The organism is Priestia sp. SRI_019, assembly GCF_057586255.1.
In genome coordinates, this window is the sequence record NZ_JBYCZN010000002.1 from 1,065,091 (window position 1) to 1,085,145 (window position 20,055).

The window sequence follows — 20,055 nt, forward strand, 5'->3', positions numbered from 1 at the left end:
AGGCTATTGTTTTTTTAAAACAGGAAAAATGCTAACAGTAAGGAAGATCAAAGCAAATAAAATAACCAAAAAATAATCTTCTCCACGGGCAATTACAAAATATTGTTTTAGGTTATAAAACGATTGAAACATATAGTTTCCCTGAAAAACGTCGATGAATGCAATAAGAACATAAGCCCCCAGCAAAATGCATAAGGATGGAATTATTTTAGCCATTATATCAGCCTCACCTTTTTCTTTTAAATTGCGGTAAATAATATAAAAATATACAAGGCATCCATGAGATTCAATAATATTTATTAAATGATGAAAAATAATTGATTTTCTGCAAAGCAATTTGTTATAAAAATTTAACGCAACAAGAATTGTGGACATTGAACTATTAAGTTTAGCTGAATTAGAGGACTCGGAACCTGTTGACATAAAATCAGTTGACCTTGTCTCTCTCAGTACAGCCCTTGTAACTCAGTTCATACAAATTTATGACCGACCTATTATCCTGCATAAAAATTCCCACTCCATTTTCATCAAGGAAGATGAATTGAAGCCGAAACAAGTAAGCATTATCTTTTTAGATAATGCCATAAAGTATAGTACCGATGTAATTGAGGTCTTTTTGGAAAGTGATCAGTATAAGGGAATTCTCCGAATAAAAGATTATTGCATTGGCATACCAAAAGAAGAACTATCTCATGTTTTTGAAAGGTTTTATCGAGTAGACAAAGCCCGCAAACGGGATTCAGGAGGAAGTGGACTCGGATTAGCTATTGCTAAAAATATTGTGAACCTCCATAAAGGAGAAATTGATATACAAAGCAAAGAACATGCTGGAACAGAGATTAAAGTTACTTTTCCCCTTACGAACTGAGTAAGTCGCTTTTATATAAATTAGCTCATGTACCACTAGTGATGCAGCAACTATCAATATTTAATTTCTAAAAATGCTATCTATTGGATGCATCTAAAACGTAATCCCGAGTTTTTCATGAGAAAAAACACCTCCAAGTGATTGCTCGTTACTCCATACCGGGTTATCAGCTTGAAGGTGTTTTTTTATTTATATAAAATCAGAGCTTGTCCAAATTATTAGCAACTACGTTTTCTTAATCTGCGAACGCTGATACCTTCTAAACTAGTCGTATTTCTATTACCTGAATTATCTTCCCATACCAAAAATCCGCCTTCTGCTCGAATAAACGTACCATTTCCATCAAGCTGTCTTCCAGCAGAAAAAACTTGAATTTTATCTCCTCTTTGGAAATTATCTACTATAGAGCGAGATTGAGATGTACGACGATCTCCACTACTATATCGTTTGCAAAATCTCCTTTGAAACACAGGAGCCTCCTCTAACAGCGATCGTTTTGGTTACTGCAATTTAAAAACAGAATGAATCCCTTTCATCTCGTAACGTGACCTAGGTTCAGTGAGTATAAAATACATATATGATTAAAGTGTTTGATAGATATAATTTAAAAAGTTATATCTTTTAGACACAAAAAAAGAACCCTCTATAAAAAGAGGATTCAAACAGGGTAAGTAAGAAAAAGAAATATACATGCATGTTCCTGGGGGGCACTACGCTTGTATAATCAACTTATACCCGCTACTCACTGATTCAAACAGTTAAAAACATTTCAAATAAAAATTAATCGCTAATCTATTAAATACAATCTCTGAATATATTCAATAGCTTTATCTTTGTACTCTACCTGTTCTCTAATATTAATAATTCGCATAACAAGTGCTCCTCTACCAAGAATAACAACCATCATTTACATAAAGGGTGTTATAAACATGCTTTTTAATAAAAGTGTGTTGCTTCTTCCATTAAAACGTATCCTTAAACCCATTCTTTCCTATGTTCACGAATAAATTTAATGTCATTTTGATAATGTTCAAGATGCCCTTCGTCTATCATTTTTTGGAACGCCCTGTCGCCTTCACTGGCTTTTCTTATAATTGTTTTACATAACCCCGCTAATCGCAGCAATACCACTTCCAAATAACCTTCTTGTAATTCTTCGCCGTAAGATTCAAAAATAATTTCACTCTTTGTTTTCTATGTTGAGCATGCTGCAATGAATTATAATAAATCTTCTCACCTGTTTCAGAAAGATAAAATCTACTTAAGGGGACGCACGTATAGAGAGTATAAGCAATGTCCCAAATTCTTGGCCCGGGCCCAGCAACATCAAAATCAATGATGCCTACTGGTCTTTCGTGCTTGAAAATGATGTTGTATATGGCAAAATCATTATGACATAGTATCTCAAATGGTTTAGGAGTGTTATCTATTGATTTCCAGCTATAATCGAATGAAAAATCACTCACTGAATCATGATAAAGACGGAGCATTTTCCCTATTTCTATTAAAACATCATCAGACCACATATATTTCTTCAAAGGATAATTACCAGCTTCACCTTCAATAAATGATAAGACCTCTCTTCCTTTTTCATCAATGCCTAAAAATTTTGGCGTATAACTAAAACCTTTGTTCTCTAAATGCTTTAATAGCTTATGAAATTTATGGCTATCTGATTTTAGTTCTCGTCGTACAGTTTCTCCCGAGCGATAAACGTTAGAGACATTCCCTCCTGTTAGCACTTCTTCGTCCTCAAAGCTTGACATATAAACATTCCCCCTGAATATATCCTATTTGTCGTCAATAAGTGAAAATGATAAAGCATTCGTCATAAATGAAATACCTGATTTTACTACTGATTCAGAAAAGCCCGTACTTTTTCTTTTATAGCCCATCAACAATCCTTTGGGACTGACTAATAAAGTGGAGAAAATCGGTTATCGTCATGTTACGTTACATTATAAAAAAAGAATCTTCATTCGAAGATCCTTTTAACTGCTTGTTTCATACAAAAATCCGCTAAAAAGTGGAAGACCGCTACTATGTTAAATCAACCAAAGCCTCCATCTGAGTGAATAATTTGTCCGGTAATCCATTCTGATTCTTCACTTGCTAAAAAAATAACTAATTTTGCGGCATCCCGTGGCTCACCAAGTCGACCCATCGGGAACTTTGGCCGTAGCTCTTCTTTTAACTCACTGCTCATCCAGCCAGTGTTAGTTGGTCCAGGATCTACAGCATTAACAGTAATCTTAAGAGGTGCTAATTCAATAGCAACTGATTTAGTAAACGTAGAAACAGCACCTTTTGTTGCAACATAGGCCAAATTCCCAGGCTCAGGTGACTTATCTTGACCTGAAACCATATTAATAATTCGACCGCCATGCTTACCTTCGATTAGACGTGCAAACTCAACAGTCAAAAGACACGTCCCTCTAACATTCACGTTATAATGAGCATCAAGCATATCAGCATCTATAGAACGAAAATCTACGTCCACGGAATGTGTTGCATTATTTACAAGGATTGATGGAGAACCTAGTTTGTTTTGAACTTCACCAAGCAGCTTTCTTGGTGCATCGGGTTGCGATAAATCCAATTCCATTGATTCACACCGCACTCCCAGACTGCAAATCTCTTCTATAAGATGTTTCGACCAGTTAGAATCATCTTCATTAAAATAAGTCATCGAACGATCATACTTTGACCAGTGAGTGAAAAAGATATCTGCCCCTTCTCTAGCTAGCTCCCGACATATTTCAGTACCGATACCCTGCACTCGGCTAGCACCAGTAACAATGGCAATCTTATTCATTAATCGTTTCATAAAGCATCTCCTCATGGAAATGCTGAACAAAGTACTATTAGAGATGTATACTTACTAGTAGCACATGCTTTCAGCAATCCTATCTATGTATTTTATAAAGTCGTACTGCATAAAAATCTGATTAAAGTTTAAAAGGTATTACAATGTCTATATTCGGCACTCATAGACAAAAAATGAGATGCCTTCTCCGTAGCCATCTTTTACTTCATGAACAGTGAGATTGTTAAACCCATTAGAATTAAGGATACTTTCAAATTCTTCTGAGCCATAAAGTCGAAGAGGAAAATCCATTATCTCCACCTTTTTTGTCTTATTTCCTTGAAGTAGCTCATATCTTATCTTAGTATTCAAAGAGCTTGTTCTTTTATCGTAGCAGCTTTTTTTGTAAACGACGATGATTTCCTTATCAAAAGAAACTCTATCCGTTTCAGTCCAACCTACTAGTTCTTCAATTTCGCTTTTTTTCTTCATAATCGTTAAAAGTATTTTCCCGTCTTCTTTTAAAACTGCTCTTATATTTTGAAGACTCTTAACAGCAATATCATCAGCTAACAGTGAAAAAGAGCCAAAAGGTATCATAATAAGATCATACTTTTTACTACTTTTAAAACTTTCGACATCTTGATACCATACATTCGGTTTAATACTTAGTGTTTCAGCTTTTTCTATACACGTTTTAAGCATTTCTTTAGAAATATCAAACCCTTCAATCTTAATTCCGTTTTGCATAAATGGAATAAGCATTCTACCGCTCCCGCACATCGGTTCTAATACTTTCATATTTTGGTCTTTTACAAAAGAAAGATAAAACTCCAGCTCTTTTCTATTTGCAAAAGATTTATCACTCTCGTACACCCTTGTGCAGAGCTGTCCATAGTAATCATTCATTCTTATTTCACCTCACATAAGTATTTTTCCATACATGCATTCAACTTTCCTGCCTTATCAACATGTTACAGACAGCAAAAACTGAATCCCCCTAGTCTTCAACAAGTTTGGACTTACATTTTCAAGAACGTTATATTTTACTTTTTAGTAAAAAGGTAAAGAGATAGGTAGAATAATCGATTTCCTAAATAAAATTCCAAAAGGAAATATCCCTATGTTAGAGAACTGAATAAAGGACTGCTTTTCATTTCTCTAACACTTAAAAGGAGGTACACGAATGAATGAAGAGATAATAAAAATTGATAACGTTGAGATTTGTACAGAAAGTTTTGGAAACCCCAAGAATCCTGCTGTACTTTTAATAATGGGAGCAATGTCTTCGTTAGATTGGTGGGATGAAGACTTCTGTCTTCGCCTCGCTGAACATGAGAGATTTGTTATTCGTTACGACCATCGTGATTTAGGGCGATCTACCACTTATCCACCCGGTACGTCTAACTATACAATAACGGATATGGCTGACGATGCAATTGGTGTTTTAGATGCTTACTCTATAGACAAAGCTCATATTGTTGGAATGTCTTTGGGCGGGATGATAGGACAAATCCTTGCTCTTAGATATCAGGATCGCATAGACTCCCTTACTTTAATTGCATCAAGCGTATTTGGAACGGAGGCGGAAAAATTGCCCCCCATGGATCAGCGGATACTTGATTACCACACGAAGAGCGCTTCCATAGACTGGTCAAATCAAGAGGAGACTGTTCCCTACCTTGCAGGTGGATGGAAAATTTTAAGTGGAACAAAACCTTATGAAGAGAAAAGAATGTATAAGCTAGCAAAAAGAGAAGCTGCCCGCGCCAAACAGCTGCCGAGTAGATTTAACCATGCTTTGCTTCAAGGAGGAGGCCAATATTATGACAGATCGAGTGAAATTACTATACCTACGCTGATTATTCATGGAACAGAAGATCCAGCGCTGCCATACGCACATGGACTTGCTCTTGCAAAAGCTATTTCTCATGCTAAATTAATAGCTCTTGAGGGTACAGGACATGAAGTCCATAGTGAGGACTGGGAACAAATTATCCAATCAATTATAGAGATTAGTTCCTAAAAGTAAAACATGAGATATGAAGACTTCAAAGCGCTTTTTCAAGAAAGCTTTGGGGTCTTTTCATGTTTCAAAGTTCCTTCCTTCTACTTACAGTAGACAAAACGTTTCCTATAGAAAAGGGTGTTTTGTACAAAAGTATCTACACCTTTTCAAAACATCGCATTTACGATACACTGATATTCCGTACAATATCCACATAAGGGTATTTAAGTAATAAAATGGAGGTTTTATGAAATATTTTAAGGTACTTTTTTGTTTAATCTTATTAATCCTTGTAGGCATAACCGGCTGTTCTTCAAAAGAAGAAGTCACAAGCATTAACACTGTTGATGTAAAAGAGCTTAAAGACCACAGTGGAACTTATGTTGGAGATAATTCTAACGTGGTAGCTATCGTAAGGGCATTGCCCGGAGGAGAAACATTTAAAGAAATTGATTTACATAATAAAACACCAAAAATAATGTATGGTACTAAAGAGGGCTCTTTATCAAAAGATGAAATATTAAAATATTGGCTCGACGGTAAGGATACACTAGAGAAAAACTTTCTTTATAATGCTATTTATTTAACGATATTAATACCTAATGCTGAAGGGTACAGTTTTAAAATAGATGATCAGAAATTCTCAGTATCTAGACAAGAAATGAAACAATTCATTTCTAAAAACATTCAAACTTTACCAGATAGCAATGAGTTATTTGATAAAGAAAAAGCACAGCAATTTATAGATAATAATAAAGAGAAGATTAACAAAGCAGTTAAATCGGCAACTATTCGAGAACAATTTTTTAAGAATGTTTCTATTGTAAAAGAATAAGAACAAATAAAGAGCCTTAAATAAGGCTCTTTATTTGTTTTCTATTTGCCTTTGTGCTTGGCTTTTGCCTTTTGTTTCTTTATGGAATACTTTTGTTCCTTCAGCTCTTCACGATATCGTTTAGCTTTCTTTTTTCTACTTTTTTTCTTTTCTTCGTAAGCTTGCTTCATGGCTTCTTGAGCTTTAGTCGAAATACCAACTTTATTTCTTTCTTTTGCTACTTGGCGCTGTAAACGTTTTGGATTTATCTTTTTATTTGGTTTTATTTTTACATCAATACCTGCATGAGCTGATTGATTAATCACCTCTAGCAATCTGTTATAAATAAAGTCCAATATTTCTGTATCTTTTGGTTCTGTTCCAAATACATAACGAAATGCTTTTAACTTACCGCCTTCTACAACTTCAATAATTCCTACCCAAAACTGACCATCGTGGTAAATCGTTAGTGACATAACGATTCCCTCCTCTAAACATACTATGAAATGATGGACATCCCGAGGAGGGGAAGGTTACTGACATTAATACATATCAATGCATCCGGACTACCAACCGAATTGTGTTTTTACATCTCACATACAAATTTTAACATGAAAATATTTATTATAACTACCTTCTTTTATTTTTCACCAAAATTCATTGCCAAAAATAAAAAGCTCGCCATAATAAATATTGGGATTACTGCAAAAGAGATTAAACTAAAATATTTCATCAGCCCTTTTTCTTGTTTTCCAAAAGCTATTATTCCACATGAGAATCCTATCAAGTAAACAATGACATATACATACAAAATGTTAGGGCTATGTATGTGTGTAAAATATTGTCCAACGCCAACAACCATTCCAAGCAAACATAACCACAGTGAATATTGACTAAAACGTTTTTTCAATTTGGTCCTCCACGAACTAGATCTATGTTCATATGGCACCATTTAATTATCAGCTACCATAATGTGCTTAATCACCAGTTGGAAAAAGCTTGGGTGAATCACTCCAAACTCTTTTTTCTATAAAGAAAGAAACCTATTACCGCTCCCAGTATAGCCATAACTACACTAAAACGAATTAGATGAATAATAAAATCAATAAGGTTTAAATAGGTGGTTTCTGTTACACCATCACCGACTGATTCAACTTCTTTATATGGAATCACAAAGAAACCTAATGATCCTCCTAAAATAAGGCCATAGAAAAAACCTTTTTCTATAAATTTCAACAAGAAACTCTTCTCCTTTCAAGGATGCCTATTTTATGAATTTTATTACATATAATCTATATATTAACACAAATTAAAAGAGAGACTAACGTATATAGTCTCCCTTTCTATAAAAGTTTAATAGTTTTTAAACTTTCTATTTGCTTAAACAATCTTTCAAATTATATGAGCTTATTTTATGTACCCTTCATAAATCTTTGGTCAATATGATGTGCTTAGAGATTCTTACTTTCAATCCCCTTATAATTTAACCCAAAGGTATTACAAGCTAATTGAATAAAAGATTGCAAAGGAAGAGACATGAATTTATCTTTATGCCAAAACATTTGTGTGTAAAGAGGTGTATCAACTTTAGTACACACTAATTCTTTTAATATACCTTTCTCAACCTCAGCTTTTACTACTACTTCGGGCAATATGGCAATACCTAAATCTAACATTACACACTGCTTAATAGCTTCCACGCTTGCAAATTCAAATTTAGTTGATGTACAAATACCCGCCTCGCGAAACAAGTTTTCCAATACTACTCGGTATGAACACCCCGACTCAGTATACAAAAGAGTCTCATTTTCAAGCTCTTCTAAGTAGATATCCGTTTTATCAGCTAAAGGATGCTGAGGAGAAGCTATAATTTTTAAGTCTTCTGCAACAAGACATTGTGTATGTAGATTTGCATCATGATGCTGGATAGGCTCCATTGTAAAGGCGATATCAAGAGTACCGTCTAGTAGCTGCGCTCTTGTTTGTGCTTGAGAGTAAATGGGCTTAAAGATCATTTTAACCTTTGGAAATTGATCCTTGAACTCTTTTAATATTGAAGGCAATCTATATGTGCACTGGCTTTCAGAAGATCCAATGATAAGCGTACCCGCGGGCTCCTCCACTCCACTTACAGCGTTTTTTGCTTCCTTAGTCAATTGAATCATTTTATCAGCGTATCTTTTAAATTCTCGACCTGCCTCTGTTAAAATTAAGCGCTTTCCGAGACGTTCAAATAAAGGCGTTTCAAGTTCATTTTCAAGAGCTTTTATTTGAGCGGTAACGCTTGATTGAGCAAAGTTCAAAATTTTAGCTGTATATGTAAAATTTAAATTTTCTGCAGCTGTTTTAAATGTAATCAGTTGTTTTATTTCGATTTTCCTCACCTCTTTATAATCGGATATTTCGATTGATTCAATCGTAATGTTCATCTGTAACGATTGCTAATTTCATTATAAAATATGGTAAATCAAACCACAACATACTAAATATAAAGAGATAAGGGGAAATCATAATGTCTATAAAAAAAGAGAATACAAAGGAATCAATCGTTCTAATGCAAAAAAATACAAGTGACAAAAACTTCAAATACTATTGGAATGAAATTATTCGAGCGCTTATCGTAACCAAATAAGTAAGGCTAATCGATTTTATTTTTGGGATAAGTAAATCCACATACAAGCGTATAAATATAAAAACAATAGCTCGCTAACGCTGACGATATACAGAGTTAGCGAGCTATTAACCTATTTAAACTTATAATTATGTTTATTGGCTTGAATCTAACCTAAACTTTGCAATATCCTTGTCATCTTGGGAGATAATGAGTGTACCCTTTAACGCATTAGCTTGTAGCTTTTTTAGTTTTTCTTCAGTTGGCAAAAGAGGTAATTCATTATTTTTTTCCTTTGCTCCTAAGGTATAACTAAGAGTAAATTTACTTGTTCCTTTAGATGGAATTTCTCCTATACTCATACCAATACCTAACTTATTGTTATCCATATTATAAATATTTGAACCAATTGATTCCTTTACAGCTGATACTAACTCCTTATCTGGTTCTATGCGAATGTTTGTTTTAGCAAAATCAGAGAGAGCCATAATATTATTAGACGTATTTTCCATCGTAAATGTATAGCGTAACTCCGTTGGAACGATACGTTTACTTTTATTCTCTTTATCAGGTACTATCATTTCCCCAACGATTTTTTTATCATCTGTTAACGTTACCTCTGCTTGCTGTAATTTTAAGTACTCAACATTGTTTACATATTCCGTTTTTGAACAAGCGGAAATGATAAACATCAAACAAATAACAAACAAACCAAGATAGAACTTTTTCATATTTCTCCTCTAAACATTTTTTATCCCACAACAATAAACATATGTTATCATATTTTCTATATTTTGTATTTCGCAATTGTCATATGAGCTATTATTAAACGTAAAAACACCAAGGCGCTTTATGCTTTCTTGGTGTCTTTTATTAGTTTTTAAGCGTTTAGTTAAAAAATTAGATTTGGAGAAGGAAGTTAATTTGGAAATGAATGTTGAAGATGAACGTAATGGAGCTTATTATACATTTTTTGTAGGAGGAAAAGATGATACAAAATTTATTTGTTTTTGTATCTAGTAATTTTCTTCTACAAAACGTATCGCTTTGTTTAATTCTGAAGTTCTTAAAACCACTTCTTTATCATTAAAAATAATAAAAAAAGGGCTGCTCTCTACCTTTAAGTCTGGATATTGATTCTTTACTTCTTCCAACGAAGAAAAATATCGAACTTGTTTTAAACCCATTATTTCCTCTGGATGATCGATGTCTTCTCCTACTGCCAAAATAGAATATTCTTCTCCATCTGACAATAACTCCTTAGGTGGAGAATCCGCATATTGTTTCTCCCAAGTTAAACTTGAACATGCTGCACTTAGAATAGCCAAAGATAGAATAAAAGGTAAGTATAACCACTTTTTCATAACACAGCCCCTTCTTTATTCGAAATATATTTCAAAAGAAAAATGATGCAACATCTTTATTTACCATAATGGATTTTATAGACACTTTAGCACCTTTATTGACGAGAATACAAAAACCACGCAGGCATCTCCGTGTTTTCAATTAGCAGCACTTGTTTATGCTTAGGATCACCTTTAATAGCATAAATAAAATCACCATTTTGTGTTTTACTAAAGGCTCTAAAATATTTCTAGTAGTCAACTTAAATAATACTCACCTTTTTTGGGCTACCTTTTTCATTAACTGACTTTTATGATCTTTATCTTTAACTATAATATAATCCTCTGTTCCTTTTACTGAATAGATTTCTGAACCAACTATAAAATAGTTTGATTGATTATTACCTTCGGGCATCGTAGTTGCTTTAGTTTTCTTTTCTATGGTTCCTATTTGGTCTCCTATTTCTTGTGTTTGGTCTAATTTATCTTCTGTTCCGTTATATTCCTTGTTTTCAACTACAACAATGATAGCAGAAGAACTTTCTGTATTCGTTCCTGTACTTTCTTGATTACATGCAGTTAGAACGGTTAAATAAACTACTGACAGAAAACTAAGTGTTCTCTTCATAATAGCCTCCGCAAATCATTTTCCTTATCCTTTAATTAAAATTGACATTAGGCGATATACAAAGTTCAGTGACGTATTATAATGAACAATCCTAAAAGTCCTATTAAACAAACTTTCCAGGCTCCTCCACATAAAAATCCAAATAACCGCAGCTTGAACAAACGTAAGGTATTAACTCACTGTAATTGTGATTGTTATTCAATACGCTGGTTGGTGTTCTATTTACACCCACAGTTCCAGGTGATGATTGAATACGGGCTTTGGTTAGAGCTGAATCACATTTAGAGCACTTTTTGCTGTACATACATATCTCTCCCTCTATTCCATAACATCATTTCTATTTTCTACAGTACATGCTTGTTAGCTTTAAAATTGAAAATTAGCCATATAACTTGAATAATCAATGGGAAAATAAATGCAATCAATAAAACAATAAATGCCAACAATTTTAGCTGGGGTGTTTGAGTAACACCCGCTCCATCAACTTCTCTTGTCCAGACAATAACTGTCCCTGCAACGAAAAGGATGATCCACATCATATTAGCTATCCACCAAGAAATCCATCGGCTTTTCACATCATCACTCCTTCCATTTTTAAGCAGGATCTTTCTTTTTTAATTCCCAGATAAGAGCAATTGGAAATATTATAGTTTCAAAGCCAAACAACATAATAATAAGCCCAATTCCTTTAGCGAGCTGCTTTTCATCCTTAGGTGTAAATATCTTTCCATATCCAGCGATAAAATTAGTACTACCTTTTTTTCATACACGTTTCCCAATATAAATGATTAAACAGCTTACTAGACTTATAAATAATAATTTCAACACCAGACATTACACCTTCTTTACATACTTAAATTTAACATATGTAGTACATTTTACCATAATAATTAAACAAATATTATGTATTAAAGGTGGACTCACAAAATACAACACTGTAAAATATATACATACTAATTTTGGAGGTTTTTGTTTGTTAAACTTATACTTAGAGCTGGGTGAGTAAGCTTCCTTAATAAATGTGTGCATAAAGGAAGCCCCATTTATGGAGTATAAAAAGCGGTAATTTAGCAAGTTGATAGGAGACTCTAAATGGATATCTTAATTAAACAAGAACTCACTGAAGAATATAATAAAACTGAAAAAGTTGTGAAAAGCGCCTTTTCAAATGAAGAATACAGCGATAAGAAAGAACATTTACTTGTGAAACGAATTAGGAAGTCAGATGAATTTATTCCTGAACTTTCACTAGTCGCATTAAATCAGAATGCAGCAGATATTATAGGCCATATTCTTCTATCTAAAATAACAATTATAAATGGTGATAACGCTACCGTTTCTTTAGCACTTGCTCCAGTTTCAGTTGCGCCTCAGTATCAAAAACAAGGAGCTGGGAGCCAACTAATACATGCTGCGTTAAAACGCGCAAAAGAGCTTGGTTATCATTCAGTAATTGTTTTAGGGCACAAAGATTACTATCCTAAGTTTGGATTTAAACCAGCTAGCTCATGGAATATATATGCTCCATTTGACGTCCCTGAAGAATTTTTTATGGCCATAGAGTTAACAGAAGGATCGCTAAAAAATGTGCAAGGTGTTGTACATTACTCAAAAGCTTTTTCAGAGTAAGCACTAACTGATTAATTAGATTTTACGTAAAGGCTGCCTGGAAAATAATTTTATAGTATTTTCTATAGGCAGCCGCTTTTTTTATTTACCTGATATTATTAAAGCGGTGGGTTTTCCACACCTAAATGAACCCAATCTTCTTTTGGAGGTCCATAAACTCCAGCAGGTTTTAGGCCTGCTTGACGCATAAGAATGGTAATCTGACCTCGGTGATGAACAATATGCTTGATTAGTCCCATTAAGATTGTGGCATTTGATTGGGTTCTTCCGAACGCTTCTTGCGTATGTTCTAAAAATTCATCTGTCCATTGCTGTTCGATAATTTTAGCAGCATGAGAACTTACATTTTTAAAGGTTATAGCGATTTCCTGTGCTGAAGATGGAACGCTTGCTGTACTTTCAATTCTGTCTATGCTTAATCCAAACTCAGTTAGGTAATCTGGAATATTTGTTGTAAAATGCCAAGCAATTCTCCCTAACGTACGCCCTTCAGGATACACTTGTTGTTTCAACGAATCATCCGTCAAGCTATCTAAAACTTTTTGAGTTAGCATGGCTTCGTTGTTCCATTCTTTGATAAAATCTGAAATGGTATTATACATATAAAAGACCTCCTAATATAAATCTAATCTAAATCAATAACTAAATAATATCATAGAAGAAAAATAAGTTGGCTTATTTACTATAGGAAGGAGACTTTATGTTATTTAAAGCTACCGCTCAAAAAACTGTTGTTTTTTCTTTATTACTTTTAAACACTTTATTACTCATTCAAGCAGTTCAACATAAAGAACTTGCCTTTTTACACCTTTTGGCTATCCTTTGTTTGTTTCTTTCCCTTTTTCTACGATATGAATTTCAGATAGACAGAGATACTTTAACCTATAGAACATATATAGCATGGTTTAAAGTATATACAAAAACAGTTAAACCAATGGACATTAAACGAATTGTGTTTAAACGGTTAAGTTGGAAAACAAAATTGGCAGTAGTAGAAGTAGAAAACGGGTGGAATATGCGAATAACATTATTTAATCCATCAAATGTTTTTAAAGAGTTAGAAACATTCGCACATGAATATGATGTAGATATTCACAAAAAGGCAGATTATTAAATCCTAGAGAAAACGTCTTGAATGTCACCTCGTTTTGGATACATTAAACTCCACGCAAGTTAGACCGTATAATCAGCCGTTATTTATTTCTAATTGAACTGCTTTTGGACCTCTCTACTGCTACAAAGTATTAATAAAGAGGTCCTTTCCTAAATACCTCCAAGTTAAACACTTTCTCCTCCTTCCCCAAATCAACCTCAAGCCCTACATAAAAATAGGCTTCAAGGTCATTCTTTTTAACATTATTTGGATGTACGATTCCTATATAACGCTTTTTAAGAGGTGATGATTCTGTATATATCAAAAAAGGTTGGCATTTTAAGCTGGTTTGCTACTTGCTTGTATTTTTTAGTTGAACCTTTCTTTATTTCGACTTCAACTGCTCCCTACAGTTTTTTAAATCACGCAATGAGTGATCTTGGCGTAACTTCTTGTGGAACCTACACCTATTCAATTGCACCTCATGACATTTGCTCTCCTCACCATTTCTGGATGAACGTATTGTTTATTATAAACGGATTAACACTTTCGATTGGTGTTCTGTACATTTCACAAACACTAAAGAAAACAAAAATAACCCAGCTAGCAACAGCTTTTATTCTTATATTAGCTTTAGGTAACATTGTTTCAGGCTTTATACCGGCTGATATAAATTTATTTTGGCATTCAATATTCGCTCAACTTGGCATGATCACTGTTTTAGCTGGTCTTTGGATATATGCATCCTCTTTAACCAGGGGCAAGTATTGGACTTATGGCTGCTTAGTCTCCTTACTAGTCATCCTTATACTCATTATGCTTGTATTTTTTGTTCCTATGCCTACCGGCCTGTTGCAAAGATTATTCTATTTAGTAATCTTTATATGGGGCACCGTGCTTTCCTTTATGTTAAACAAGTAATCTATTATCATTCCGTTTCATATGAGCTTACAAGATTACGTTAAACTACTCGTAATTTTAAACAGCAAAAAGCCCATAGAGGCATCCCCTATGGACTTTTTATACGATTTTGTTAGATAAATTCTCTTAATAATTCTTTAGATTTCTTTCCGCTAAAACCAAAATAATTACCAATAAGCTTGACGTATTCTGTGTAGGTAACTTTTCTATTTAAAGCAGTTTCCCACCATCTCTGTGGATTATAATAGCGACTTCCACTAGAACAATAGGTTAATTGTATTTGGGTATCCTTAAATTCTTTATTAAAGTTTTTTTCTACCCTTTTCATATGGTAGTTTGAAGAAACAACGATAGCGGATTGAAAATGATCGTTCATCATTAACTCTTTTGTAAATTTAGCATTTTCCGTAGTGCTTGTAGCGTGATTTTCTAATATAATTGAATCCTCAGGTATCCCAGAGTCTTTGGCTTGATGATAAAAATTATTCTCTTGACCGTTCGAAAGAATTAAATGAGAAGCATATCCTTTTTTATATAATTCAATTCCTTTCTCCAGTCGATCATCATCACCGCTTAACACAATAATCACGTCAGATTTTACAGGCTTTTCGTTTACGACAAGCTCTTTCCCGGCAAACAGAAAAAAAATCATCCCTAATCCCAGCATGAATATGCTGATCTTTACTCTTCTACCTTTAATTTTTTGCATATAGACCCTCATCTAAAAAGTTCACTTCATATCGTATCATAAAGCTCAATATTCATAAAAATAAAAAGGTAATATTCTTTTTGATTAACTGTATATTTCTCTTATTCATAAATTTGGATCTATAAAAATAACTGGTTAATGGAATCATCTTGGTTTGCAGCTAGTTTAGGAACGGCTCCAATAGGAACCCACTAATACGAAAAAATTAATCCTGCATCTTCCCCTTCAGAATTAACCTTATGTTCCCACAGTTCTGAGGTTTCTTCTTTAACTTCTAAATGAAAAACATGTCGTTCATGATACTGGCTTTTACTTTCATGATGATAAACATATGTTCTTAATTTGTTCACGGATGAAAACTTCATTAACCCCGACTCTTCTTTAACCTCTCTATACAATGCTTCTTCAATTGTTTCGCCTTCTTCTACAGTACCTGCTGGAACTTGAACTCCTGCTTCTGGATAATCTCTGTGCTTGTAAACTAATAACTCTGTATGATGATTATTAACTCTAGTTATGTAAGCCAAAACTTTTGTTATAATCGTTTTATCCTGCACATTCGCTTCCTCCTATTATTATTACGCATATTTTATTACATCTATAAATCTATTTTAATTGCAAAAATAATTAGTCTCAGTCTTGTCATAATAAGCTGCTCTTACGGAAGGTTAACTGGTATGGGAATTGGAATGGGTAGTTTTGCTATTCTGATAGGACCTATAATCATCATATCAGTAAGTAAAATAATAGGAAAAGGCAAGAACCAAATTGATTCTTGCCTTTTCTGGTTTTATTTTCTTTCAAGAGAAGGTTCTGATACATTTTCGTATTCTGTAATTTTATCAATGCGATTTTCATGACGGCCCCCAACAAATTGTGTTGTTAACCAAGTCTTCACAATTTCGCGGGCTAAACCTGGCCCAATTACTCGTTCCCCCATGGCTAAAATGTTCGTATCGTTGTGTTCACGCGTCATTTTAGCTGAAAAAACATCATGAACAAGTGCGCAACGAATTCCTTTTACTTTGTTCGCGGCAATACTCATGCCAATTCCCGTACCGCAGATTAAAATTCCAAAATCCGCTTCTCCATTTGCTACTCGTTGGGCAACTGGAATCGCATAGTCCGGATAATCGACTGAACTGCTGCATTCACAGCCTAGATCTTCATATATTATGGACATTTCATCTAATAGATTTATAATCTCTCTACGAATGTTTATCCCACCATGATCTGAAGCAATTATGACTTTCATAAGATTACTCTCCTTGTTCAGCTATAGTCTTAATTAAAATTCTAATGATTTTTGGAGTCTCTTTTTACCAATACGTTATTTCCTAGAACAATCTTCAGAACACTTCCCGTACCACGTTTTAACCCCTTCAGAGTTGTCTACATTCTCAATAACTTTCCCACATACTTGACAAACGATAGTTCCCTGTTTTACATTAACCTGCTTATTCATTTCTATTTCCTCCTTTTTATTAGAAAAATTCGTTTGTATTCAAATACATTTCTTTAGAGACAAACTCGTTTTATCTCTACTTTGATAAATCATTGTATGTTAGAAAAGATATTCTTAAGCCAGAATGGTAGCCAGTAAGCTGTATTTATCATCATTACTAGATAGCTTTGAATGAACTTTTTCAATATCTACATTAATTAAGTCATTTTCTTTGATTCCTACAGCTCTACCAGAATACCCTTTGAGTAATAATTCTGCTGCTGTGATCCCCATTTTACTTGCTAATATGCGATCAAATGCGGACGGCTGTCCTCCTCTTTGAATAAAACCCAGTATACTTGTCCTGACGCTAATATCTAATCGATCCTCGACATATTTTTGCAGGTCTTGAATATCGTACATTTTTTCAGTAATCAGGATTAGGTTATCTTTTTTGCCGCTTTTCATTTTCTCGTTCAGTTTGGAACATATCTCTTCAAAACTTAATTTTTTCTCAGGTGTGGAGATGATTTCCCCGGCGCCTGCTAAAGCAGAGTACAGGGCTAAATCTCCGCAATATCTTCCCATAACTTCTACAATGGTAGTCTTTTCATGAGATAAATCTGTATCCTTAATTTTACCGAGGCATTCTAATATCGTATTTAATGTAGTATCAAATCCAATTGAATAATCTGTATAAGATAAATCATTATCAATCGTTGCGGGAATAGCAATGACATTTACACCTAATTCATGTAATTTTTGAGCGCCTTTAAAAGATCCTTCACCACCGATTACTACTAAATGATTAATTCCATAATCTTTTAATATACTTAAAGCTTTCATTCTGCCCGACTCTTTCATAAATTCTGCGCAGCGGGAGGTTTTTAAAAATGTCCCTCCTTTATCCGCAATGTAATCTACATCCGTAGAGGTTAATCTATGAAGTTTACCTTCTATTAAACCTTGGTAACCACCCTCGATTCCCATTACCTCTATGTTATGATAGTTAGCTGTTTTTACTACTGCTCTAATAGCAGCATTCATTCCTGGAGCGTCTCCGCCACTTGTTAAAACTCCTAGCTTTATCATTGCTAAACACCTTCTCATTAATTTAGAAAGGTGACCGACACATATTAAAGACCTTTTTGTCGGTCACTCTCAGTAGCACAATTTTTCTTTCAAACAAGAATCAACTAGTTTTTTCTAATCGATCGACTGTGTTTTTTTTAATAGCTCTTCCTGATTGTTTTAATAAAAAAGCTACGATAAAGGACGCTACGAACATGCTAATACCTAGAAATGTCATACTAGCATTAAAAGATCCTGTTAGATCTTTAATATATCCCACGATGTACGGTCCGAAGAAACCGCCTAGATTCCCAATACTATTAATAAGGGCAATGGCACCTGCAGCAGCAGCTTCCGTTAAGAAAGACGGTGGAATTGCCCAAAACGGAGAATATGCTCCGAACGCTCCACAAAGACTGATCGTTAAGAATACAAATGATAAAACAATGTTCATATTTGCAACGTAGCTACTGATAATCAATGCCACGCCACTTGTTACTAAGCAAGCAACGACGTGAAAGCGTCTTTCATTTTTCTTGTCAGAGTGGTTACTAACCAACATCATGGTTACCATTGCACAAACATACATTAATCCTAAAATCCACCCCATAGCATGCGTGCTAAGAGAAGTCGTTTTAGATAAACCTTCTGAAATTGTCGGTAAAAACATGACGATGCCGTAGTAGCCAACCATCCAGAAAAAGTATCCTAAAGATAAGGTTAATACGTCACGGTCTTTTAAGGCCTGAGCGAATGTATAGTGTTTGGCTTCCTGCTTTTCTAACTTCTCTTTTGTTGTAACGTCGATTAACCATTTCTTCTCCTCGTTAGTCAGCCATTTTACATCCTCCAGCTTATCGTCAAGATAGAAGAAACATATCACACCTAAGATTAAAGCTGGAATCGCTTCCAAAATGAAAAGCCATTGCCATCCAGCCATGTTTAACCAGTCAATACCTAATAAATAAGTAGAAAGAGGAGATCCTATTGCATTAGCACCAGGGATTGCAATCATAAATCCAGCAATTGCTTTTGCGTGATGTTTTGTTTGATAAAAACCACTTAGATAAAAGACCATACAAGGATAAAAGCTAGCTTCAGCAATTCCTAAAAGAAATCTTGCTGTATAAAACTGCCATGGTGTTTGGATAAAAGCCATTAAAATAGCAATTACTGCCCATGTAATCATGATTCTACTAATCCATCTTCTAGCTCCGACTTTCGTCATCATAGCACTTCCAGGTACTTCTAAAAGGAAATAGCCAAGGAAGAAAATCCCTGCCCCTAATCCAAAAACAGCATTAGAAAAACCTAAATCTTCATTCATTTGTAATGCAGCAAACCCAATATTTACTCGATCAAGTATCGATATGGTAAAACATAAAAATAGAAATGGAATGAGCCTTAACGTTACTTTTTTAGTAGTTGAACGTTCTAAGTTAATTGGATCCAAAATAATTCCTCCCTGGGTTACCATCCTTCTATTCTTCATACTCTTCGGTCTTTGACCTGAGTGTTTGCTCTAGGCTAATTGACAGAAAGAATTAAAAGTTTACATAAAAGATGATTGATCTATTTCTAAGTCTGAGTAAATCTAGTCCCTACTTCTGTAATCCCTTTCATATGGAAATATAAAAAATGAAAAAGCGAAGTATCCCCCTGTATTATTTATCATTTAAAAAAGTAAGAACTATTAGAAAATATCATACACCAAAACCTTACTAGCGATATGAAAACACTATAAATCTACTTTCTACTTTCTATCCTAATAATCCAAAACATTTGTACTCCACATTAGCGGTAAAAAAACGCTTACATTTCCAAACCCTTCTCTTAATCTCTCTAAAAAAATATCGAGCTGTAAAGAATAATGAATTTTAAGATTTACATTACCTCCGTTTTATAGATTTAGCTACTTGTATACTAAGTTACCTTATATAAACAGTGTACTTACATACCTATTAATTGTCAATATAATTATTAGATTAAATATTTTCTTAATTTTCTTAAAAACAAAAGGAATATACAGTTTGCTTGGAAAGAAAACACTGAATCTTACTCATTTTATGCTGTCTTTTCAACAGCAAAAAGACAGCTACACTTTAGCTGC

25 protein-coding genes and 1 pseudogene are annotated in these 20,055 nt (G+C 34.0%); 6 read left to right on the forward strand and 20 right to left on the reverse strand.

Going from position 1 to position 20,055, the window contains the following annotated elements; translation table 11 throughout:
• Nucleotides 1-3: 3 nt before the first annotated feature.
• Nucleotides 4-423 carry a YczF family membrane protein gene (locus tag AC2YJL_RS15680; RefSeq protein WP_487374808.1) on the reverse strand — a complete coding sequence of 140 codons (420 nt, stop codon included), beginning with the start codon at nt 421-423 and terminating at the stop codon, nt 4-6.
• A gap of 118 nt (nt 424-541) precedes the next feature.
• On the opposite strand from AC2YJL_RS15680, the gene AC2YJL_RS15685 reads away from it, so the two are divergent.
• Nucleotides 542-868 (forward strand): sensor histidine kinase, encoded by a 327-nt coding sequence (locus AC2YJL_RS15685; protein WP_230932332.1) that lies wholly within the window; start codon nt 542-544, stop codon nt 866-868.
• A gap of 218 nt (nt 869-1,086) precedes the next feature.
• On the opposite strand, the gene AC2YJL_RS15690 is transcribed toward AC2YJL_RS15685, so the two are convergent.
• From AC2YJL_RS15690 to AC2YJL_RS15705, 4 genes and pseudogenes are all read right to left on the reverse strand, one after another.
• Nucleotides 1,087-1,338 (reverse strand): hypothetical protein, encoded by a 252-nt coding sequence (locus tag AC2YJL_RS15690; RefSeq protein WP_230932331.1) that lies wholly within the window; start codon nt 1,336-1,338, stop codon nt 1,087-1,089.
• A gap of 505 nt (nt 1,339-1,843) precedes the next feature.
• Nucleotides 1,844-2,634 (reverse strand): annotated as a pseudogene (locus tag AC2YJL_RS15695) (phosphotransferase).
• Between the two features lie 284 nt (nt 2,635-2,918).
• Entirely contained in the window at nt 2,919-3,695 is a 777-nt protein-coding gene (locus AC2YJL_RS15700) for an SDR family oxidoreductase (protein ID WP_230932330.1), read from the reverse strand.
• A 147-nt stretch (nt 3,696-3,842) separates the two neighbouring features.
• Nucleotides 3,843-4,583, reverse strand: a complete 741-nt coding sequence (locus AC2YJL_RS15705; RefSeq protein WP_230932329.1) for a class I SAM-dependent methyltransferase — start codon at nt 4,581-4,583, stop codon at nt 3,843-3,845.
• A 277-nt stretch (nt 4,584-4,860) separates the two neighbouring features.
• On the opposite strand from AC2YJL_RS15705, the gene mle reads away from it, so the two are divergent.
• On the forward strand, nt 4,861-5,700 hold the full coding sequence (mle, locus tag AC2YJL_RS15710; protein ID WP_230932328.1) for an alpha/beta fold macrolide esterase: 840 nt from the start codon (nt 4,861-4,863) through the stop codon (nt 5,698-5,700).
• A gap of 229 nt (nt 5,701-5,929) precedes the next feature.
• Nucleotides 5,930-6,517 (forward strand): DUF4825 domain-containing protein, encoded by a 588-nt coding sequence (locus tag AC2YJL_RS15715; protein ID WP_230932327.1) that lies wholly within the window; start codon nt 5,930-5,932, stop codon nt 6,515-6,517.
• 41 nt (nt 6,518-6,558) lie between these two features.
• Here the strand turns inward: AC2YJL_RS15715 and AC2YJL_RS15720 are convergent, their stop codons facing one another.
• From AC2YJL_RS15720 to AC2YJL_RS15755, 8 genes are all read right to left on the reverse strand, one after another.
• Entirely contained in the window at nt 6,559-6,972 is a 414-nt protein-coding gene (locus tag AC2YJL_RS15720; RefSeq protein ID WP_195694828.1) for a YjdF family protein, read from the reverse strand.
• Between the two features lie 164 nt (nt 6,973-7,136).
• Entirely contained in the window at nt 7,137-7,406 is a 270-nt protein-coding gene (locus tag AC2YJL_RS15725) for a hypothetical protein (protein WP_195694829.1), read from the reverse strand.
• A gap of 98 nt (nt 7,407-7,504) precedes the next feature.
• Nucleotides 7,505-7,735 (reverse strand): hypothetical protein, encoded by a 231-nt coding sequence (locus AC2YJL_RS15730; RefSeq protein ID WP_195694830.1) that lies wholly within the window; start codon nt 7,733-7,735, stop codon nt 7,505-7,507.
• A gap of 212 nt (nt 7,736-7,947) precedes the next feature.
• Entirely contained in the window at nt 7,948-8,871 is a 924-nt protein-coding gene (locus AC2YJL_RS15735; RefSeq protein ID WP_230932809.1) for a LysR family transcriptional regulator, read from the reverse strand.
• Nucleotides 8,872-9,262: 391 nt separating this feature from the next.
• Entirely contained in the window at nt 9,263-9,838 is a 576-nt protein-coding gene (locus tag AC2YJL_RS15740; RefSeq protein WP_050689062.1) for a hypothetical protein, read from the reverse strand.
• Between the two features lie 285 nt (nt 9,839-10,123).
• Nucleotides 10,124-10,471, reverse strand: a complete 348-nt coding sequence (locus AC2YJL_RS15745; RefSeq protein WP_230932326.1) for an outer membrane protein assembly factor BamD — start codon at nt 10,469-10,471, stop codon at nt 10,124-10,126.
• Nucleotides 10,472-10,724: 253 nt separating this feature from the next.
• Nucleotides 10,725-11,078, reverse strand: a complete 354-nt coding sequence (locus AC2YJL_RS15750) for a hypothetical protein (protein WP_195694832.1) — start codon at nt 11,076-11,078, stop codon at nt 10,725-10,727.
• A gap of 344 nt (nt 11,079-11,422) precedes the next feature.
• Nucleotides 11,423-11,653, reverse strand: coding sequence for a DUF3923 family protein (locus AC2YJL_RS15755; protein WP_230932325.1), 231 nt, complete (start codon nt 11,651-11,653; stop codon nt 11,423-11,425).
• Nucleotides 11,654-12,170: 517 nt separating this feature from the next.
• On the opposite strand from AC2YJL_RS15755, the gene AC2YJL_RS15760 reads away from it, so the two are divergent.
• Nucleotides 12,171-12,707: a GNAT family N-acetyltransferase gene (locus AC2YJL_RS15760; protein ID WP_230932324.1), complete on the forward strand. Its 537-nt coding sequence runs from the start codon at nt 12,171-12,173 to the stop codon at nt 12,705-12,707.
• Between the two features lie 98 nt (nt 12,708-12,805).
• Here the strand turns inward: AC2YJL_RS15760 and AC2YJL_RS15765 are convergent, their stop codons facing one another.
• Entirely contained in the window at nt 12,806-13,309 is a 504-nt protein-coding gene (locus tag AC2YJL_RS15765) for a DinB family protein (protein ID WP_195694835.1), read from the reverse strand.
• A 98-nt stretch (nt 13,310-13,407) separates the two neighbouring features.
• Here AC2YJL_RS15765 and AC2YJL_RS15770 point away from each other — a divergent pair, with 98 nt between their 5' ends.
• Entirely contained in the window at nt 13,408-13,821 is a 414-nt protein-coding gene (locus AC2YJL_RS15770; RefSeq protein WP_195694836.1) for a diguanylate cyclase, read from the forward strand.
• 285 nt (nt 13,822-14,106) lie between these two features.
• Entirely contained in the window at nt 14,107-14,721 is a 615-nt protein-coding gene (locus tag AC2YJL_RS15775; RefSeq protein ID WP_230932323.1) for a DUF998 domain-containing protein, read from the forward strand.
• Between the two features lie 112 nt (nt 14,722-14,833).
• Here the strand turns inward: AC2YJL_RS15775 and AC2YJL_RS15780 are convergent, their stop codons facing one another.
• From AC2YJL_RS15780 to AC2YJL_RS15805, 6 genes are all read right to left on the reverse strand, one after another.
• Entirely contained in the window at nt 14,834-15,430 is a 597-nt protein-coding gene (locus tag AC2YJL_RS15780; protein WP_230932322.1) for a YdcF family protein, read from the reverse strand.
• Between the two features lie 191 nt (nt 15,431-15,621).
• Nucleotides 15,622-15,987 (reverse strand): NUDIX hydrolase, encoded by a 366-nt coding sequence (locus AC2YJL_RS15785; protein ID WP_230932321.1) that lies wholly within the window; start codon nt 15,985-15,987, stop codon nt 15,622-15,624.
• A gap of 233 nt (nt 15,988-16,220) precedes the next feature.
• Complete coding sequence (gene rpiB / locus AC2YJL_RS15790) at nt 16,221-16,685, reverse strand: ribose 5-phosphate isomerase B (protein ID WP_195694839.1); 465 nt, start codon at nt 16,683-16,685, stop codon at nt 16,221-16,223.
• Nucleotides 16,686-16,760: 75 nt separating this feature from the next.
• Nucleotides 16,761-16,895, reverse strand: coding sequence for a GapA-binding peptide SR1P (locus AC2YJL_RS15795; RefSeq protein ID WP_107917869.1), 135 nt, complete (start codon nt 16,893-16,895; stop codon nt 16,761-16,763).
• A 114-nt stretch (nt 16,896-17,009) separates the two neighbouring features.
• Nucleotides 17,010-17,966, reverse strand: a complete 957-nt coding sequence (gene pfkA, locus AC2YJL_RS15800) for a 6-phosphofructokinase (protein WP_195694840.1) — start codon at nt 17,964-17,966, stop codon at nt 17,010-17,012.
• Between the two features lie 100 nt (nt 17,967-18,066).
• Nucleotides 18,067-19,398: an MFS transporter gene (locus AC2YJL_RS15805; protein WP_171777462.1), complete on the reverse strand. Its 1,332-nt coding sequence runs from the start codon at nt 19,396-19,398 to the stop codon at nt 18,067-18,069.
• Between the last annotated feature and the right edge of the window lie 657 nt (nt 19,399-20,055).

What these genes read in the sequence shown, in the direction of transcription:
- AC2YJL_RS15795 (WP_107917869.1), bottom strand. Translation starts at nt 16,895, where the DNA reads ATGAATAAGCAGGTTAATGTAAAACAGGGAACTATCGTTTGTCAAGTA.
- AC2YJL_RS15680 (WP_487374808.1), bottom strand. Translation starts at nt 423, where the DNA reads ATGTCAACAGGTTCCGAGTCCTCTAATTCAGCTAAACTTAATAGTTCA.
- pfkA (WP_195694840.1), bottom strand. Translation starts at nt 17,966, where the DNA reads ATGATAAAGCTAGGAGTTTTAACAAGTGGCGGAGACGCTCCAGGAATG.
- rpiB (WP_195694839.1), bottom strand. Translation starts at nt 16,685, where the DNA reads ATGAAAGTCATAATTGCTTCAGATCATGGTGGGATAAACATTCGTAGA.
- AC2YJL_RS15745 (WP_230932326.1), bottom strand. Translation starts at nt 10,471, where the DNA reads ATGAAAAAGTGGTTATACTTACCTTTTATTCTATCTTTGGCTATTCTA.
- mle (WP_230932328.1), top strand. Translation starts at nt 4,861, where the DNA reads ATGAATGAAGAGATAATAAAAATTGATAACGTTGAGATTTGTACAGAA.
- AC2YJL_RS15705 (WP_230932329.1), bottom strand. Translation starts at nt 4,583, where the DNA reads ATGAATGATTACTATGGACAGCTCTGCACAAGGGTGTACGAGAGTGAT.
- AC2YJL_RS15780 (WP_230932322.1), bottom strand. Translation starts at nt 15,430, where the DNA reads ATGCAAAAAATTAAAGGTAGAAGAGTAAAGATCAGCATATTCATGCTG.
- AC2YJL_RS15765 (WP_195694835.1), bottom strand. Translation starts at nt 13,309, where the DNA reads ATGTATAATACCATTTCAGATTTTATCAAAGAATGGAACAACGAAGCC.
- AC2YJL_RS15740 (WP_050689062.1), bottom strand. Translation starts at nt 9,838, where the DNA reads ATGAAAAAGTTCTATCTTGGTTTGTTTGTTATTTGTTTGATGTTTATC.
- AC2YJL_RS15775 (WP_230932323.1), top strand. Translation starts at nt 14,107, where the DNA reads ATGATTCTGTATATATCAAAAAAGGTTGGCATTTTAAGCTGGTTTGCT.
- AC2YJL_RS15770 (WP_195694836.1), top strand. Translation starts at nt 13,408, where the DNA reads ATGTTATTTAAAGCTACCGCTCAAAAAACTGTTGTTTTTTCTTTATTA.
- AC2YJL_RS15750 (WP_195694832.1), bottom strand. Translation starts at nt 11,078, where the DNA reads ATGAAGAGAACACTTAGTTTTCTGTCAGTAGTTTATTTAACCGTTCTA.
- AC2YJL_RS15720 (WP_195694828.1), bottom strand. Translation starts at nt 6,972, where the DNA reads ATGTCACTAACGATTTACCACGATGGTCAGTTTTGGGTAGGAATTATT.
- AC2YJL_RS15715 (WP_230932327.1), top strand. Translation starts at nt 5,930, where the DNA reads ATGAAATATTTTAAGGTACTTTTTTGTTTAATCTTATTAATCCTTGTA.
- AC2YJL_RS15760 (WP_230932324.1), top strand. Translation starts at nt 12,171, where the DNA reads ATGGATATCTTAATTAAACAAGAACTCACTGAAGAATATAATAAAACT.
- AC2YJL_RS15700 (WP_230932330.1), bottom strand. Translation starts at nt 3,695, where the DNA reads ATGAAACGATTAATGAATAAGATTGCCATTGTTACTGGTGCTAGCCGA.